The sequence below is a fragment of the Pseudoalteromonas sp. McH1-7 genome (assembly GCF_013366255.1).
GTDB classification, from domain to species: Bacteria; Pseudomonadota; Gammaproteobacteria; order Enterobacterales; family Alteromonadaceae; genus Pseudoalteromonas; species Pseudoalteromonas peptidolytica.
The window spans coordinates 19,189-37,781 of the sequence record NZ_JABWPQ010000036.1; the positions used below are offsets into that span (position 1 = coordinate 19,189).

The 18,593-nt window shown below is 42.9% G+C and carries 15 protein-coding genes; 8 read left to right on the forward strand and 7 right to left on the reverse strand.

Going from position 1 to position 18,593, the window contains the following annotated elements; all coding sequences use genetic code 11:
• Positions 1-753, forward strand: a complete 753-nt coding sequence (locus tag HUZ36_RS20260) for a hypothetical protein (protein ID WP_176033822.1) — start codon at positions 1-3, stop codon at positions 751-753.
• On the forward strand, positions 717-1,370 hold the full coding sequence (locus HUZ36_RS20265; protein WP_176033823.1) for a hypothetical protein: 654 nt from the start codon (positions 717-719) through the stop codon (positions 1,368-1,370). Before HUZ36_RS20260 ends, HUZ36_RS20265 begins: the two co-directional genes overlap by 37 nt.
• A 3-nt stretch (positions 1,371-1,373) precedes the next feature.
• On the opposite strand, the gene thpR is transcribed toward HUZ36_RS20265, so the two are convergent.
• From thpR to HUZ36_RS20280, 3 genes are all read right to left on the reverse strand, one after another.
• The gene (gene thpR, locus HUZ36_RS20270) at positions 1,374-1,892 is read right to left on the reverse strand and encodes an RNA 2',3'-cyclic phosphodiesterase (RefSeq protein ID WP_176033824.1); all 519 of its coding nucleotides are present in this window, start codon (positions 1,890-1,892) and stop codon (positions 1,374-1,376) included.
• Positions 1,893-1,906: 14 nt separating this feature from the next.
• The gene (locus HUZ36_RS20275) at positions 1,907-2,629 is read right to left on the reverse strand and encodes a helix-turn-helix domain-containing protein (protein ID WP_176033825.1); all 723 of its coding nucleotides are present in this window, start codon (positions 2,627-2,629) and stop codon (positions 1,907-1,909) included.
• Between the two features lie 150 nt (positions 2,630-2,779).
• The gene (locus HUZ36_RS20280; protein WP_147389297.1) at positions 2,780-3,646 is read right to left on the reverse strand and encodes a helix-turn-helix domain-containing protein; all 867 of its coding nucleotides are present in this window, start codon (positions 3,644-3,646) and stop codon (positions 2,780-2,782) included.
• 316 nt (positions 3,647-3,962) lie between these two features.
• Between HUZ36_RS20280 and HUZ36_RS20285 the strand changes: the two genes are divergently transcribed.
• The 5 genes from HUZ36_RS20285 to HUZ36_RS20305 all read left to right on the forward strand — a co-directional run bounded on the left by HUZ36_RS20285 (position 3,963) and on the right by HUZ36_RS20305 (position 12,997).
• Positions 3,963-6,617, forward strand: coding sequence for a TonB-dependent receptor (locus tag HUZ36_RS20285; RefSeq protein ID WP_176033826.1), 2,655 nt, complete (start codon positions 3,963-3,965; stop codon positions 6,615-6,617).
• Between the two features lie 40 nt (positions 6,618-6,657).
• Entirely contained in the window at positions 6,658-8,163 is a 1,506-nt protein-coding gene (locus HUZ36_RS20290) for a tryptophan halogenase family protein (RefSeq protein WP_176033827.1), read from the forward strand.
• A gap of 105 nt (positions 8,164-8,268) precedes the next feature.
• Positions 8,269-9,534: an MFS transporter gene (locus HUZ36_RS20295; protein WP_176033828.1), complete on the forward strand. Its 1,266-nt coding sequence runs from the start codon at positions 8,269-8,271 to the stop codon at positions 9,532-9,534.
• Between the two features lie 6 nt (positions 9,535-9,540).
• Positions 9,541-10,416 carry an ROK family protein gene (locus tag HUZ36_RS20300; protein ID WP_176033835.1) on the forward strand — a complete coding sequence of 292 codons (876 nt, stop codon included), beginning with the start codon at positions 9,541-9,543 and terminating at the stop codon, positions 10,414-10,416.
• Positions 10,406-12,997, forward strand: coding sequence for a family 20 glycosylhydrolase (locus tag HUZ36_RS20305; RefSeq protein WP_176033829.1), 2,592 nt, complete (start codon positions 10,406-10,408; stop codon positions 12,995-12,997). Before HUZ36_RS20300 ends, HUZ36_RS20305 begins: the two co-directional genes overlap by 11 nt.
• Positions 12,998-13,249: 252 nt before the next feature.
• On the opposite strand, the gene HUZ36_RS20310 is transcribed toward HUZ36_RS20305, so the two are convergent.
• Complete coding sequence (locus HUZ36_RS20310) at positions 13,250-14,317, reverse strand: hypothetical protein (protein ID WP_176033830.1); 1,068 nt, start codon at positions 14,315-14,317, stop codon at positions 13,250-13,252.
• Positions 14,318-14,731: 414 nt separating this feature from the next.
• Here HUZ36_RS20310 and HUZ36_RS20315 point away from each other — a divergent pair, with 414 nt between their 5' ends.
• On the forward strand, positions 14,732-14,953 hold the full coding sequence (locus tag HUZ36_RS20315) for a hypothetical protein (protein ID WP_128730455.1): 222 nt from the start codon (positions 14,732-14,734) through the stop codon (positions 14,951-14,953).
• Between the two features lie 122 nt (positions 14,954-15,075).
• Here the strand turns inward: HUZ36_RS20315 and HUZ36_RS20320 are convergent, their stop codons facing one another.
• The 3 genes from HUZ36_RS20320 to HUZ36_RS20330 are packed head-to-tail and all read right to left on the reverse strand — an operon-like array spanning position 15,076 to position 18,591.
• Complete coding sequence (locus HUZ36_RS20320) at positions 15,076-15,624, reverse strand: chloramphenicol phosphotransferase CPT family protein (RefSeq protein ID WP_088532147.1); 549 nt, start codon at positions 15,622-15,624, stop codon at positions 15,076-15,078.
• A gap of 14 nt (positions 15,625-15,638) precedes the next feature.
• On the reverse strand, positions 15,639-16,877 hold the full coding sequence (locus tag HUZ36_RS20325) for an HlyD family secretion protein (protein WP_167508228.1): 1,239 nt from the start codon (positions 16,875-16,877) through the stop codon (positions 15,639-15,641).
• 1 nt (position 16,878) lies between these two features.
• Positions 16,879-18,591 (reverse strand): cyclic peptide export ABC transporter, encoded by a 1,713-nt coding sequence (locus tag HUZ36_RS20330; RefSeq protein ID WP_128730453.1) that lies wholly within the window; start codon positions 18,589-18,591, stop codon positions 16,879-16,881.
• Positions 18,592-18,593 lie beyond the last annotated feature (2 nt).

Below are 18,593 nucleotides of genomic sequence, written 5' to 3' on the forward strand. Positions count from 1 at the left end.
ATGTCAGAACATAATAATAATAATAATGTACCTTCTGAGCACAACAGCGACACGACCACGAGTGCGCTATTAACACCACAGCCTCACAAGAACAGGCAAACGCATGGGCGGTTCAAGCTATCTCGCTCAAAGATGAACACCATTTTAGCGCTTTGCGCGATGTTTATTTCTGCGGCCTCTTTTTATGCCACGTACTTGCAAGCCAAAGCGGCACAAGAGCAGGTTTCAGCTGCTGAAAAACAACTAAAAACGGAAACCTGGCCTTGGTTGCAATTTAGCTACAGTAATTTTGATTTAGACTCGACACAAGCCACTATTCGAGTCGACATTCGTAACTCAGGCACCGGCCCCGCAGTGATCCATCACATCAAATACGAATTGGATGGTGAAACCTATTATGATGTCACCGAGTTAATGGATGCCTGTTGCAATCTACATGCTTATCAAGCGGCATTAAGAGACGCACAAGATGAAGAGTCTAACATCAACTATCTAAAAAAGTTTGGCTGGTATGTCTCTAGCGAGCCACAAAAAATTCTACTTGCCGATGGTGATAGTTTTAATATCTTCACCATGCCAAAGAGTAATTTTAATCGTGGATTATGGGATAAAATTGATGATCATAAATCTGTTTTCAAAGCACAGGCCTGTTACTGCTCTATACTTAAAGAATGCTATGTCACCAACGAGAAAGCGGTGATCACTGAGGTACCCAGTTGTTCGACCATACCGACAAGTTCTATCAACAAGTAATACATCACCTACTGCAATTTGAAGGTGAGGTATTTCACCTTTATTTAGACGTAAATGGTAATCCAACCATAGGCGTTGGTTTTCATATGCAAACTATTGAGCAATTTTGTCAGCTGCCGATGCAGGACAGACGCGCTAAGCGTGCTGCAACCTTGCAACAAAAGCACGATGAGTACCGTCGGATTAAAAGCAAGCCCACAGGCTACAAGGCTTCTTGGTATGCACAATATACTGAACTGACACTACCTCCGAGCGCCTCAAAACAGCTACTGATCAAACACATTCAAGGTTTTGAGAGTGCACTGGCACACTTTCTCGAGCAACAAGCTGTTGGCTGTATTCCTTATCACAAGCTCCCAACACCCGCGAAGCATGCACTTCTTGATATGGCTTATAACCTAGGGACAAACAAACTGTTTTTGGCGTTTCCTAAGTTGATTAATGCCATCAGTACACAAGACTGGAAACAGGCAAGCCAAGAGTGTAGCCGCCTCCATATTAGCCCTGCTCGAAATGAAGCAACTAAACGCTTGTTCCTTAACTGTCGTAAATACAACCGCTATCAGCTGGGATGGTTTAGCACCTTGCTTGAAAAGTTTAAACGCTGGTTATATTAACCCTCAGCTGAGAAAAAACGACGCGATAGGGTCGTAGATCAAGCCCTGCGTATTACGGTGAGAGTGGTAGAGGTGAAATTTTTTTACCGTCAGCGAAAAGGGCGCTATTGGAGTTGCCACAGTCGGCTCTGGCTTACAATTTCTAAATAACGTGATATGGGGTGAGAATGGATGCGGGTTATGATACAAGTCGCACTTTTCTCCAAAAGCGCGTAGCGGGTTGGCTAAATCTAGCAAGGCTTGTGGCTTTTGCTCCGGCTTTAAATAAAAAATACCATTGTGCTGCCAGTAACCATGTTCGTTAAATGACAGCATAAATTTAGGCACCGTTAGGGTGCTGGCAAAATCACACAGTTCGGCCACTTTTGACTCTTCCACCATAGCCAGAAATGCCAGTGTAAGATGCCAATTATTCGGTTGTGTATTGGCTTTGCTGGCACTCACGCTATCGACTAGCCACTGGCCGATATGTGCGCGAGCGTCGTCATCCATGCCAATACCAAAAAATAATCGCTTTTGCATCTCACACCTTTACCTTAAGGTTTAACTAACCGTTTCCCTACTAAAGTTAGCATAATCCCAGCAGAGAAACACAATAAGCCAATAAATTGCAGCCAGGCATTTTCTGCTCGCTCACTAAATGTAGGCCCTTGAAAACGATAATGCCTTCTACCATCGGTTACCGATTCGGTATAAGCACTTCCTCTGTAATCTGATAAAAATACTGTTTTTTTGTCTAAGCGCTTTGCCATGGCAAGCTGAACTTGCTCAAAAAACTCACGGTCACCATTCTTACTTTGAGGAACGAGATATGCGTGCCATTTGTTGTATAACTCAACGGGCTCGCCAGCTTGCAATACTCCCTGAGATTGATATTCAAACAGTTTTTCACTAAAAAAAGTCTGTTTGTAGCCACTCCAAAATAGCCCTACACCGAGAGACACTAACAACACTGCTAGCATTGCAAGTTGCTTATATTGCTTTTGTTTTGATTGTTGATGTTGCTTATACCAATACTCTATATCTGGTATTTGGCTTAGTTCTTCCCGCTTTCCTTGTGCTGATAAGGTTTGCATACATTCATCTAAAGATAAATTAAGCGAAGTCAGTAACTTTCTAAATACCTCATTAGAAGGTACAGACTTGTCGTTTTCTAGTTTCGATAAATAGCTTTGCTCAACGCACATTTGCTCTGCTAGCTGTGGTTGGCTCAAGCCTCTTTGTGTACGGATCTGTTTAATAAAGTGTCCTAGTGTCATCACGGTCATCCTCGTTTATTATTGTTGCGACCCGGCACATTCTTGGCAATTCCTTGATAAATACCAAGTTGAATATTCAGGAATAAGTATGAATATCATAACATTACGTAAATTTCACGATTGCTTGTGCGTTTATCTACAAGGTTGCGGTTAATATAATGCTTTTTGATGCAGCCGCGCGCGAAACTCGCTAGGTGTGCACGCCTTTAGTGCTTGAAAACGGCGATTAAAGTTAGAGATGTTATTAAAGCCACACTGATCCGAAATAACGCTGATGGGAGAAGCTGAACTAATCAAAAGCTTACATGCTTTGGCGATCCGAAGCTGATTAATAAATTCTGTGACAGTGCGCTCCGTACGCTTTTTAAAAAAACGATGGAAATGGTTGGTGCTCATGTGCACTTGCTGAGCAAGGTCATTCGCACTCAATTTGTCTGTATAATGCTCATAAATATAGGCAATTACTCTATCGAACTTATCCTTGGCAGGATCATGACGAGGGTCAAAACGAAAACCACTACTAGCCAAATGTTGATAGTTTGATGTTGTCATCAAGGTGAGCATTTCAAGTAGTAATACGAAGCGCATTAGCGGCTCAGCATTTGCTATTTGCTCAAACCAGATTTTGGCTTGTTTTGCGACCTCCACAGGAAATTTAACGCCACGTCGTGCAGCATTTAATAACTCAGATAAGCCATGTAGTTCTGGATGCTGCGCCACTAGAGATTCTAACCAAGGCGCGGGAATTTGCGCGACGTGAACAACATGAGCGGAGTGATCAAGATTAGGTTTTGACTGCCACGTGTGCGGTAAATCAGGGCCTAAGATAACCAAATCTAAATCTTCGTAAGGCGCAATGTGATCGCCCACATGACATACACCGACACTGTTGAGCGTCAAACAGATCTCATATTCTGGATGATAGTGCCAATTAAAAGGAATTTCCGGCAATTGATACAGGCAATAACGCCATGAACACCCGGGAGATGGCAGCACTTTCTCGTACATCGCTCGCATAGCAACTTCCTTTTACTGTGGGCTAATAAAACTCAACACCTGCTAGCTTTAATAAACCTATTAAAAATCTGCATGTTATAAGTTTTTATAACCACCGTTCATTACACCTAGTTGCATATCATGCAAATTCAATCACTAAACAATATTAATCTATCGAAATATAGCGATAACCCAAAGTGCAGTGAAGTATTTTTGTCAAATACCCCCTATTTAAGCGTGAAAAGTATCATTAGTAGATAGAAAGGTACCGCTCAAAAAACATCCAAGACGATACCCTAGTTTCTGCCAACAACAAATAGGAACAATGGGCAGAACAATGAAAACAACTAAGTTGAAGCAATTTAAATTGAACAAGCTTGCCACCATAGTGACAGCAAGTACCCTATCGCCTTTTTTACTCACTTTATCACCACTCACACTCGCTGCGGAAAAAAGCGCAACAGAAAATGTTGAAGTGATTGAAGTTCGAGGTATACGCCGCTCACTTGAAGCCTCTATGAATACCAAACGCTTTGCCGATGGCATTGTCGATGCCATCACTTCGGAGGATATTGGTAAGTTCCCGGACAAAAACATTGGTGATGCACTTCAGCGTATTTCAGGGGTCACAGTTGAGCGTCAATATGGCGAAGTCAGTGGCGTTACTATCCGTGGTACTGCCCCTGAACAATCACGTATTTTATTAAATGGTCAGTCCGTTGCCAGTACCGATTGGTATGACTTGGGGCCATCTACCCGAACATTTAACATGGAACTGTTATCAGCAGAGCAAGTAGCCGCAGTGAATGTCTACAAAACACCGGAAGCAAACATTGAAGAAGGTGCTTTAGGCGGTACAGTAAACCTTGTCACGCGCAAACCGCTAGACTTAGCGGCCCACACCTATATGGTATCAGCCGAGGCTGGTCGCTCCACTTTGTATGATGAAAATGATTTAAGTGGCTCGTTTTTGGGTAGCTGGAAAAGCGACGATGAAAAATTTGGTGTCTTAGCCGCATACTCATTAGAGCGGTTAACCTCTGGCCGCCATGTCATAGAATCCATCGGCTCTTATGGCGAACAATTTAAAGCCAATCCAGATACCAATCAAGTATCACATATCTCGGCATGGGCAATTGGCTCCCAAGCATTTAGAGCCGAACGGGAGCGTACCAGCGCACAGCTCACCGCACAATTTGCACCAAGTGAAAACACCGAGTTCACAGTAGACTATTTTAACTTTGAATTCGACAACCCACATGTTAACCATAATTTCCTTACTGTTACCGGTCGTGGGGCAGGAACGACGGATGTCACTACCAATGATGCAGGCGGCGCTCAACGCGCAAGGGTATTACCTGCTTACGCATCAATCATCTATAACCCTACGATACGTAACGCCGTCAACATGGAAGTTGATGTCTTAAACTTCAGTGGTAAATATGTCGGTGATACCTTTGAGGTTAGTGGCGTGATTGGTCGCTCTACTTCGGATGGTGGAACGCAGTTTGGCTCCTCAAGTTGGTGGATCCCAGCAACCGATGAAGGAGACAAAATTGGCGATCCTGCTTTCCCTAATGGTCAAAATAGTACCGATGGTGGCTTTACTTATGATGCCACAGGCCCTTATCAAATTTGGTTTGATTCGCTAGATCCGACCGATGCCTCCCAACTCAAGTTTGCTCATGAATCAAATTTCCAAACGACGGTTCAAGAGCATGAAGTAAGTTATGCACAAGCAGATATTAAATGGATGCTAGAACATGATTATTTCAAGAACATCAAAGCGGGTGTGAAAGTAAACAAAAACGAATTTTCACGTATCGCGATGCAACGAAACCCTGCTGATGTTATCGGCTTTGTGCCTGATGGTCATAGTTTAGCCAATTGGAGTGATGGTGTTTTTACCGATCTGCACTCACAAACGGGTGGCCACATTCTGAACTCATACGCCAAGCTTGACGAAGACAAATGGTGGAATTTTATCACTGGCAAATATGAGGCGGGTGAACTGATCGAGCAGCAAGATCTTGGTAAGACTTACCATGTTGAAGAAGATGTGCTCGCCATCTATGTGCAAAGTGACTTCAGCGGTGAAAACTTCCGCGGTAATATCGGCTTACGCTATATAGACACCGAACAGCAGTCCACCGGTTATGTCGATAATACAACCTTTGATGAAACGGTAGACTATGATAACTGGCTACCCAGCATCAACTTCGCCTATGACTTCAGTGACGACATTATTATCCGTGCGGCGGCCTCTAGCGTGATGTCTCGAGTCAATTATAACGACTTAAAACCAGGTCTGGCGATTGATGCGAACTTTGGTTCAGCCAAAGGTGGTAACCCCAATCTTAAACCATACGAAGCCGATCAAGCGGATATTGGTGTTGAATATTACTTTACCTCAGCTTCGCTATTTTCAGCAGCCGTTTTTGTGAAAAAGATTGACAACGTTGTCTTTTCTACAGAAGCCATTGAATATGTAGACGGATGCGGAACCGACCCTTCTAAATATGATCAATGCCGAGTCACGCGCCCGCGTAGTAACGGAGACGGTGATGTAACTGGAATAGAACTGCAACTTCAACATAGCTTTGATAATGGCTTTGGCTTTATTACTAACTACACCTACGTGGATAGTGAAACCACTACACCAGATAATGCAAAAGAAATGGTGCCGGGTGTCTCTGAAAACTCATTCAATGGCTCACTCTTTTTCGAAAACGAGCAGTTTAGTGCACGTATCGCTTATAACTGGCGCAGTGAATGGATTGGTTTAGGTGCGGCGCAAGCTGTGCGCAACGACAGCTACCAGCAATGGGATGCGTCTTTGGTATGGCACGCACTGGATAACTTAGATGTGAGCTTGGAGGGGGTAAACCTTACCAATGAAGTTATCCAGTCTTACGATACTAAGTATAACTTAACCCAAAATACCATTGAATTTGGTACTCGTTATTATCTTGGCGTTAGCTATAAGTTCTAACCTTGGAGCCTCAGTCGTTGACGGCTGGGGTCATTTGTCTATGAAAACTCATTTGCCTACAAAAACAATACAGTCACTGACAATTCTTGGTGGCGGTACTGCGGGTTGGATGTGTGCAGCCTATCTTGCTAAGCATCAACCTACTTTATCGGTCACAGTGATTGAGTCGCCACACATTGCCAGCATCGGTGTAGGTGAAGGCTCAACGCCGCATTTACAGCATTTTATGCAGAGCCTTGGAGTAAAAGAATGCGATTGGATGCCTGCATGTCAGGCAAGCTATAAAACGGGGATCTACTTTGATAACTGGAATGGCGACAATAGCGGCTATTTCCATCCCTTTTTTTCAGAAATGGATGCAAAAACCGCAGAAGTCTACTTTGTCAACGCCAATGCAAGACGCCGTGGTAGTGAGTATATTGATAAGCCTGAGCATTATTTTCTGGCGGCGGTACTTGCCGACAAGCAGCAAGCACCGATACCACAACAACCACTACCAAGAGCGCTTGAGTTCGGTTATCACTTTGATGCGCAAAAGCTTGCACAATGGTTAAGTGCATTTAGCCTAGCGCGAGGCGTCAAGCACAGACAAAGCACAGTAACTAGCGTACAGCATGACTCCCAAACAGTTATCGCACTGACGCTGGAGTCAGGTGAGCAAATAAAGAGTGATTTTTACGTCGATGCCTCAGGATTTAACGGACTATTGATAGAAAAAACGCTCGAAGTGCCTTTTATTTCCTTTTCTGACCAACTACTCAATGATTCAGCCATCGCTATTGCTGGGGATAAAATAACCCCACTGCCCTCAAGCACAGCGGCTATCGCTATGCCGTATGGCTGGCGCTGGCAAATCCCACTGCAAAGCAGAACAGGACATGGTTACGTGTATAGCAGCGCACATATCAGCGCTCAACAGGCTGAGGCTCAGCTGCGTCAAGCCGCGCAACTTGATACCGGACCCACCAAGCACCTCACCATGAAGGTGGGCATGATGGCACGTTGTGTTGAAGGCAATGTGTTTGCCATTGGCCTTGCACAGAGTTTTATCGAGCCACTCGAAGCCACCGCGCTGATGGTCACAGGCTATAGCATTGAATTATTACATCGTCTGCTTTCGCAACAGCTTGAGGCACAAGCCATCAATCAACAACTATCTGATCTGGTGCTCGGTATTAAAGAATATGTACTGGCACATTACGCTACCAGCAAGCGTACAGATACTCAGTATTGGCAAGACGCTAAAGTCGCAGCGTTGAATGTACGCGAGCTTGATGCGCTGCTCACGCACTGGCGTGACGGCGGCGATTTTGACGCTTGGCTGCACCAACACAGATCTCAGTCACCTTATATTCGTCCAAGCTGGTACTGCTTACTTGGCGGAATGGATCATCGCGATAGCTGCTGCCAAATGCCCTTTGAGCAAGCACCAACACATATTGAGCTTGCCGCAAAAGCATACCTAACACAGTTGAGCGACAAGCATTTTATTGCTCATACCAAGGCATTGCAGCAATTGCTGCTAAGCGATCAACGCAGTGCATAACCCAATTGTGGGTGGTGGTGAGGTTCCCCTTGATCTTTTTGTTTGTCTGCCCACAAGCGAAATTTTCACGCCATCACCCCTGTTTATTTAAGGTGGAAATACAATATGAAAAAAAGCTACCTCGTAATTGCCTTAGTATTGGCAACCTTTTTTACGGTGTCTTTTATTACCAATATTTTAGGCGCGATTTTTCCTGCATTAATAGAAAGCTATGACATAGGCCTCACGCTTGCAGGCTTTTTTCCATTCGCTTTTTTTATTGCTTATGGTGTGATGTCTATTCCTGCAGGTTTGCTGGTGCAGCGCGTGGGAGAAAAAAGCGTGATGCAGCTGGCATTCACGCTAGCGGCAATGGGCGCAACAACCTTTGTGCTGCTTCCCTCTTTTGCTATCGCTATGGTTGCGCTGTTTATGCTAGGGTGTGCCATGGCATTACTACAAGTCGCTATCAACCCCTTGCTGAGAGCCAGCGGCGGCGCAGAGCATTTTGCCGTGCTCTCGGTGCTTGCACAGTTGATGTTTGGCGCTGCGGCAACTCTCGCCCCACTGGTGTATAGCAAACTACAATCTCAAGTCACTAATGTAGAGCAGTTTGGTGCAGCGTTAACTCACTTTATTCCTGCCGATAAAAGCTGGTTGAGCATCTATGTGGTATTTGCACTACTGAGTGTGGCCATGTTAGTACTCTCACAACTTACTCCATTTAGCGCGGTGCCTGAGCAAAAGAAGCAAAAGCTAAGCTGGTCACAAAGTGTCGCTTTTTTTAACAATAAAACCGCATTAAAATTCTTTGCTGCCATCGCTGCTTACGTCGCCCTTGAGCAAGGCGTGGCCAATCTTATTTCGGTCTTTTTGCAGCAATATCATGGTCTAGAGCCAACCACTCAGGGCGCAAAAGTGGTTAGCGAGTTTTGGCTATGTTTAACCTTAGGCTGCCTATTTGGGCTAGCACTGCTTAAATTTATTGATGCTCAAAAGCTACTAGTTTTATTCAGCCTTGGCGCTGCTACCGCACTACTATGTGCATTATTCGGTAGCACCGCTGTTACCCTTGTTGCCTTTCCACTGGTTGGCTTTTTTCTCTCTATCATGTGGTCGGTTATCTTTGCCTTGGCATTAAACTCATTCAAAACTGGCCACGGTGCAATCACGGGAATTTTATGCACTGGGATCATTGGCGGCGCCTTTATGTCTCCCATTATTGGTTTAGCCGCGGAGCTGAGTAACAACTTACAGCTCGCAGCCCTACTGCTATTACTGCCGCTTAGCTATATTTTAAGTGTTGGTGTATGGGCTAATCCTTTGATTAAAAATAAGACTTTTGGCAATAGTCAAAAGATGCTGTCTCACCCTCTAAACGAAAATAGTTAAATGACGATGGATCACTCTTTATTATGTATCGACTTAGGCGGCACCAAAGCCCTTGTGGCTTCGGTTGTCCGCAATGAAGCCCAGCAGCTACGCCAATATACGGTACCCAATCAAGCCGGTGTCGACCAAGTTAACGCCTTCATTATGCGCTTAATCGCCGATAACCTCACGGCTAACACAACCGGTATTGCCATTGGGGTACCAAGTACCTTAGATATACACAGCGGCACCGTGCTGACAACGCAAAATATCCCGAATTGGCAACATGTGCCGCTAAAGTCGTTGTTAGAACAGCGATTTTCGTTACCTGTGGTTGTGCATAATGATGCTAACTGTTTTGCATTTGGTGAATACTTATATGGTCGCCACCATGCCAACAACCTAATTGGCCTCTGTCTTGGTACAGGCATTGGTGCCGGTTTTGTGTTTAACGGTAATTTATATACGGGTAACCATAGTGCTGCTGGAGAGCTAGGCAACTTAAGCTATCTCGGTGGAATTATTGAAGACTATGCTTCAGGACAGTTTTTTCAGCGACAAGGCATTGAAGGAAAATGGTTGGCCGAACAAGCACACCGTGGCGACCCATTTGCACTACAGCAATTTGAGACTTTTGGCAGTCATGTTGGTCATGCACTCGCGCAAGTCGTCATGATGCTCAACCCCGATGTGATTGTGCTTGGCGGCTCTGTCACGCACTCATACCACTATTTTAAAGCGGCTCTCGACGCCAACATGCAGAAGTTACTTGGCGATACGCTGGCGCAATCCGTTCGCGTCATTCCAAGCAGCCTCAGCCATGCCCCACTTCTAGGGGCATATGGACTATTTCATCACTATAAAACTCACCATAATAACAAGGAACTAGCCAATGAAGTTTAACCGGCTTATTGCGCTACTTTTTGGGGTGTCGTCACCCCTTTATGCGCTCGACCAAACCACATTAAACTGGCTGAGCCAGAATCTGGATGTTAACTATACCTTATTAGATAGTAAGCCCAGTACCTGCCCAAAAGCACAACAAAAGTGTTATTACTCAGAGTTGAGCTTTAGCGTAGCCACAGAAAATACCAAAGCAAACCAAGACTTTGCTATCTTTTTTAGCCAACTGATGCCGATTTACCATGTTGAGGGCGATACCTTTACCATCACCCATATCAATGGTGACATTCATAAAATCACACCGACCTCAAAATTTACTGGATTTTCCAGCACCCCTACTACAGTGCGTTTCTACACTAAGGACTCTCAAATTACACGCTCTGAGTTTATGCCAAACTATGTTGTAACGGACGCACAGCTTCAGCTCACCCCACAAATCATCCTCAGCACACAACCTCAACTTGATAACGACACCGGCCTTGAATTACAACCTTATCTAATGCCATTTGATACGCTCAATCAACTGCAAACCAGCAGCAAAGACAAGACGCCATGGATGGGGAGTGAATACTTACATCAACATCAAGTTAGGCCAACGCTTGATGCCGCAACAGGGCTGATCCCAAAGCCCAAGCAACTAACGGTACTGTCTGACAAACGACTGAACCTTGCAGCTGGTATTAATTTGCAACTTTCAGGCGTTTCGGCTGATGCGATTGCCATGGCACAACAGCGACTCAATACTCTCGGGGTAAAAAGCACCAAAGACGGGCTTAAAGTGAATGTCGCTGTAAAGCCAAATAAGCAATCAAGTCCACATTATCACCTGACGGTCGCCGAAAATAATATCTCAATCCAAGCCAATAACAGCGCCGCCGCATTTTATGGGCTACAAAGCCTTGCGGGACTACTAGATATTATCGACTTGAGTATTCCTATGGTGGAGATTGTTGATGCACCAAGATATGACTTTCGTGGTTTACATGTCGACGTTGCCCGCAACTTTCGCTCCAAAGCCTTTATTTTGCAAACCATTGAACAGATGGCAGCATATAAGTTAAATAAGCTGCACCTGCATTTAGCCGATGATGAAGGCTGGCGCTTAGCCATTGACGGTCTTGATGAACTGACCTCAGTAGGCGCTTACCGCTGTTTTGATTTAACCGAAACGCGTTGCTTGTTGCCACAACTAGGCGCAGGCAATGATAAAAATTCGCACATCAATGGCTTTTACTCCGCAGCGGACTATATCGAGATCCTACGCTATGCCAACGCCCACCACATTGAGGTACTACCCTCGTTAGATATGCCGGGACACTCTCGCGCTGCAATCATCGCCATGGAAGCACGCTACAAAAAGCTAATGGCACAAGGCAAGCAAGCCGACGCTGAGCAATACCGTTTAATAGAGCCTGCTGATCAAACACGTTACCGCTCTATCCAACATTACAACGACAATACGCTAAATGTCTGTATTAAAAATACTTACACCTTTATTGACAAAGTATTGAGTGAAGTAAAAGCACTACATGACCGCGCTGGAGTACCACTTCAAACCTATCATATCGGTGCCGATGAAACCGCAGGGGCTTGGCTAAAATCTCCCACATGTGAAAAATTGCGCTCAAGTGTGAAAGATTTTACCAGCTTTAACGGTTACTTCATTGAACGGATCGCAAAGTTACTTGATAAAAAAGGAATACAGGTTGCGGGTTGGAGCGATGGCTTAAGCGATGTACGGGCTGCGAATATGCCAGCTAAAGTACAGAGTAATGCTTGGGCGACATTAAGCGAAAACGGGCACGCGGTCGCCCATCGCTTCGCCAATCAGGGCTGGCAGGTTGTCTTGTCTAGCCCTGATGTAACCTACTTTGACTTTCCATACCAGTCACACCCACAGGAGCGCGGCAACCACTGGGCGAGTCGCGCTATCGAAAGCAAAAAGATATTTGAGTTTATGCCAGACAATCTTCCTGCCCATGCAGAGATCTGGACAAATACCAATAACCACGCCTACGTAGCCAACGACGGCGACTCATCGCTAAACCAAGGGGTGAAATTTTTCGGAGTTCAAGGACATCTATGGAGTGAAATGCTGCGCAGTGATGCACAAGCACAATACATGCTTTATCCACGGCTCTTGGCGCTTGCAGAGCGGGCATGGCACCACGCAGAGTGGGAATTACCTTATCAAGCTGGTCGTATATACAACCAATCTAGCGGTTATTTTACTGCGAAGTTAAAAGCACAGCGAGAGGCTGACTGGCAACGGTTTGTAGCAATATTAGGCTTTCAAGAAATACCCAAATTAGCGCAGGCTAATATCGCTTTTCGGATCCCAACAGTGGCCGCAACCACGTTGCATTCTGGCAAGCTGGATGCGTTTACCGCCATTCCAGGCTTTGTTATTGAAGCGCAAAAAGCCGATGGACAGTGGCTGCCCTTTTCTCCTTCATTGCGCACTGTGCGGGCACTGAGGGCAAGAGAGCCAATAACAGGAAGAGTCGGTCGCGCAATGCCGTTGCAGCAATCGTATTCACCCTTGGAGTCTCTCACACTAAGGCCAACAAAAGCACGCTAGATAGCGGCAACTACTGCCAATACACTGCAAAGCAAATTGTAGCTCTAAGCTTTAGTTAATTAACCTGAGCTTCGGATAATTAGCTAGCCAAATTCTCGCTATTGGCTAGCGCTTGATGTGTGAATGTTTATGGATAACCTAACCAAGAAACGGCTGGCTTAGAGCAATTATGCAACCTCACGACTATATTTGGTAGCACCTTGATAGCGTCCAAAGCTGCTCGATAAAGGCGCACCAAATATATACCAGCACTTAGTCTTTCTCTAAACGCTCAATTACTTCCGCAATTAAGCTGGTCACTTGCGCTCGGTCTTCCCAATCCACAGCTTCCCAATCAATACCAAGGTCTAATTCTGAAACATCAGTAAACAAGAGCTTTTTCAACAATGAACTCGAAGCAATGTTCTTAATACTATAGTTCTGCTTTTTAATACTAGTTGCACTTTTTCCCTCTAGTGCATCTGATATTTTTGCTCCAATTGCTTTTCGATCACCAATATTCAATACTTTTTTATCGTGTTGGATTTTGTAATCATTTTCAATTTTCAAAACAACTTTTTTTACTTTTACAAAAGAAAAGCTTAATCCATTTTCGTATGCTCGAATGACCTCAGGGTACCTTGTTAAAACATTGTAGTTGTCAAAAGCCCCTAAAGAAATACCAAGATACTTTGCCTTTTCTCTAACAGTAATTCGCTTTTCACCAATTTTAAGGCGAGCTTGATCTAAGTAGTCAACTTCCATCATCGCCGCTAAAAATGCTTGTAGCTTACCGTATTGAGGGAGATCCTCTCTACTGGCATTTTCTTGGAACTGTTTGACTTTTGAGAGTATTGGCTTGCGTGCATAGACTTTAAACTGAGCAACATGGCCAAACCCATAAGCGAAAACCAGTGCAAAAAAGCGCCTGTGTCCAGTGAGTATCTGATACTTACCATCATCAGTAGGGTATACCGTAGGCACTTGTATCATTTCAGATACAGCAATATTTTCTCCAAGTTCAACGATTGACTCTATTGTCGTATTCGCCTTTTTCCATTCGCTTGAACCATATTTAAGACAATTTACAATGCAAGACTTACCAACAAGAACATAGTTCTCCCCGTTGTATAGATCACATAATTTACGCTTGGATATCGCTCTAGATATAAATTGTTTCGCATGCTCATCTTCAATAAAAATACATGGCATAAATCTAGCGTTGGAAATATCCGGAGTAACCGAACTGAGAAAAAGAGATTTATACTCAAATGGTTCGCTATGCAGAAACTCTTTGTTATTCACTGTCGCAAGTAAAAGCTGTTCTAGGTTTTCGGCCATGGTTTCTGAGGACTCCGTAAAGATATTTAGCTACAACAAAAAGGTCATATGCTGACGAAGCATACATCCTATAAAGTTAACGCTCTCATGTTATCTAAAGATAAGATTAAGAGGCATTATTATATTGCAACTCAAAATGGTTTAGTACCTTTTAATAAAATAATTACTAGGTTGAAAATTAGCATTAGCCATCACTTTTGGAGCAAGGTTCATTCTTCCCAAAATCCCAAAAAACAAAATAAAAGCAATAAATTCAATAATTTGAATTCGAACGTTTGCGAGGGTAAATAAGAATTCATAAGTACCAAGCTGCGCTTTTCCTCTGTAACCTTAAAAACAAGGTAATGTGCAGACACATCACTTCAATATTGACCTGTACAACATGTTAAAGCTCAACAGAAAAGTAGGTTATTCATGAAACAAAATACAATGATAAAAATAGAAGAGACACTTAACCATACACTTTCAAACAAAGAGTATGCGCTAATCAAGTGGGCGTATAGCCACGGTTATGCTTCGGGACATACAAATGGCTTAGATGGTATTTTTATTAGTTCCAGCGCAATCCAAGACTTACTAGGTGTAGATTTGCAGGAAAAGTTTGATACTCAAGATTTTGTATCAGACCTTGATTAATCCTTATAATGGTACATAAAACTCAGCCAAAGCATATCACCACAACAAGCCTGGCAAGCTACAAAAATTATAATAAATGAGCCTGCCGGGGCTTACTGATATTAACTTTTAATCGCTATTCATTAGATTTCTATCGTATTACACCTTCTCTTAGGTTTGTGCTGTTGTACATATTCAAATATTTCCTGAGCACACAACGAGGCGCTATTACGAGTCGTATCAACTTCTAAATCATAATCCAAAAAGTTATGTGTAGTTGGAATTTGCTGAATTGATAATCCTATCGGCCTATCTGCTCTTTGTTGCTCTCTGCTAGCTAATACGGCTGGGTCACAATGCACACCAACAATATAAGCATCGAACTTAGACAAGTTGTCTTGGCATGCAGCATGATAAAAAATTTCCTCACTAAACACTGCATCAACGATAATATCAATGTTACTTTCGGTCAGAGCAAAAATACTGCGATGAAAGCCCTGTAATATATCATTTGAGCTATTTTCATCTATCTTCGCGAGCAAAAGCGCATCCTGTCTGTATTTTGCTGGAAAATTAAATAAGAAGTCATCCATGCTAAAATGAAAGTAAGGCTCACTTGCAAGCGCTTGAAACTCTCTTGCAATTGAACTTTTACCCGAGCTAGAAACGCCATTTAAAAAAATACAAGCCATAGATAAACCTTAGGTTATTTAACCCCGAATGATTCAAAGTCAAAAGAGCTAATTTCAGATATTAAGAATCGATCGTCCAAACTGACTGGAGGTAGAAGCTCAATATAATTATCGCTCTCAATGCCAAAATTAACATGCTCTTTGCTCACCCTCTTTCCGCCTTCATCTAGCTTATATAGCATACGTGAAGCTTTTGCATGTTTTAAATAGTTTGGCTTATCGATAAAGTAAGCCTGCTCTTTCTTATTGATAATAATCGCAGCATCAACGCTGAGCTGCGGCCTTGCACCACTCTTTTCATCAAGCTCCAGCGCGACCTCGATCAAAACCGTATTATCAGTAACAACTGGGTCAATTCTGATCACTTTCCCTATTACAGTATTACTTCGTATTCCTACATTGACGCCTTGACCAATAGCAACTTTATCAGCTTGCCCTTGCGGCACCTTGATCATCGCAACTAGATCTGAAGTACTCCCCACTAACGCAATATTTTCTCCAATGGAAAGGCGCTGCCCAACTTCAGCATTTAAAGCTTGTAGCACACCATCTTGACCTGCTCGAACTAACAATTGTCTCTGCTTCTGTTCTAGTGCTTTCAATTCAGCTTCCATGAAGGAGATATTCTTTTCCATGAAGCTCAATTCTTCCTTTTGCACCAAGGCCAACTGTTCTATTTTCTCAGCAGAAAACACCAGCCGCTGTTTGAGTTGCTCAGCTTGGAGTTCTGTTTGCTTATAATCCACAGAGGAAATAATTCCGTCTTTATAGAGGTTGGACTCTGCTACCTTCTTGAGCTTTATTTGTTGATACTGCATTTCAAGTTCAAGATTGCGCTCTTTTTCATCAAGCATTTCTCTTCTATGGTTATTAGCCATCTTCTGCTTTTCAGAGACTAGCTTAAAAACATCTAACTTGGCTTTCTCCACTTGCCGCGAGAGTTCCGGACTCGACAACTCCATAATGATACTGTCAGCGTCAACTTTTGCGCCCGGCTTGAGTATGACTCGCTCAATGGTTGAGTCTACAGGAGCACTAACTTGCTGAAAGGTTCGAGATTGTAACACTCCATAACCTTTCACCTCCTGTATTAACTCACCACGCTTAACCTGACTTAAAATTGGATTCTCTATAGCCCTTTCGGAATTCACGGTAGAGTATAAAAAGCACACCACTGCTATCAATAAAATCGCAGCAAAGACCAGCTTATTATTGATATTGAATGACTTCTTTTTCTCTTTTTTTATATCCACGTTAAGCCTCCACAGTTAATGTACATAAGCTTTCATCTGTTTGCATCGCCGACTTTGTCTTTGTACTGATTGATTTTATCTTCCCCTCTTCCATCGTCACTACTCGATCCGCAATATCGAAATATCGATCATCATGGCTGATCACAATAATCGCTTTTCCTTCATTTTTGATAGCTGGTAAGATTTGAGTATAAAACAGCTCTTTAAAGTGAGGGTCTTGGTCTGCAGCCCATTCATCAAAAATATACAACTCTCTATTTTCAAGAAACGTCACCGCTAATGCCAAACGCTTTTTTTGACCATCAGATAACGATATTGTTGAGAAGACTTTATCCTTAATTGATACTTTATCGCCCAATCCCAACTGGTTTAAGTAGCCCTCAAACTTTTTAAGTTGATCATCAGAATAATTCCCCAACAAGGTATCAAAAAGATAAAAGTCAGTAAAAATGGCACTAATGAATTGACGGCAACTATTTAAATTTTCATCATTGACTTGATTGCTTCCAAAAGATATTGACCCTTTTTCATAAGGATAATGAAGGGAAATAACTTTGCTCAGTGTGGACTTACCTGAGCCATTACCACCCACAATGAAGGTAATTTCATTTTTATGTATATCAAGATCAATCGGGCCTAACGCAAACCTATCAACACTTGAGCCATAACTGTATTCTAGGTTTCGTAACTTCAAGGTGTCCCAACTTTTCAGTGAGATGATTTCTTGACTCGCTTGCTCCTCTGGTAAGTTGTCAAATATATCGTTGATTGCTTTTAAAGATATATTTGCCATTGATATTTGCGGTAATGCATTAAGGAGCTTACTAACTGGAGATGCGATGAACAACAGCGCCATAATAACAGCACTTAGCCTTTCATTTGTGATAGGATTATAACTAATAAAAACGAAAGCAACGAAGCCGATAACAAGAAAACTGATTAAATCACCGTAATTAATTGCACTCGTAATAATAACACTTCCTTTTTTATCGTTATTGAGCACCTCATATTCATGTTTTAGTAGAAACTTATCAAAAAAGTACTTCTGCTTATCATGATTCATCTTAAGCTCTTTCGTTCCATATAACAGGCTGCGAATTGCCACGTGCAACCTATCAATGTTGTTTCGACCTTTCTTAAAGTAAAGACTACCAATATACATAGGAAGTACATACGAAATAGAGCCAAAGATGATAGCCAATGTGGCATAAACAAAAACCGTCGTGTTTAAATAAAATAGATAGCCCAATATGAAAATCAGACTCACACTAGAGATGACTAGGTCGGGAAAGGTCTTCGCACCTTGCACTACACGGCTAACATCGGTGGTAATAGTGGCCATTAATTTTGCCGAGCCAACATTATCCAGTGAAGAAATTGGTGCTTTGATAATTCGGTTGTAAATATCAACTCTTTGCTGTGTTGTCATGTCCATACCAACCTGCACCAGAATTATTTGTGATACGGTCTTTAGCACCAAAATTGACAAGCAAGACATGAAGAAAAGAAATGCAAAACTATACCTACTAACATCAAAAAACCATACTCTCTTTACATCGTCAGAAACTATTGAAAGCCCAATACCCTCTACTGGAAGACTGTAAGTAAAAATGGGTAGCAACATGGCATACACCACGCCTGCCAGCGCTCCAAAAACAATGGATATGAACAACTTGTTAGGTGCAAAATCGGTAAACTTTTTAAATAAACTCATAC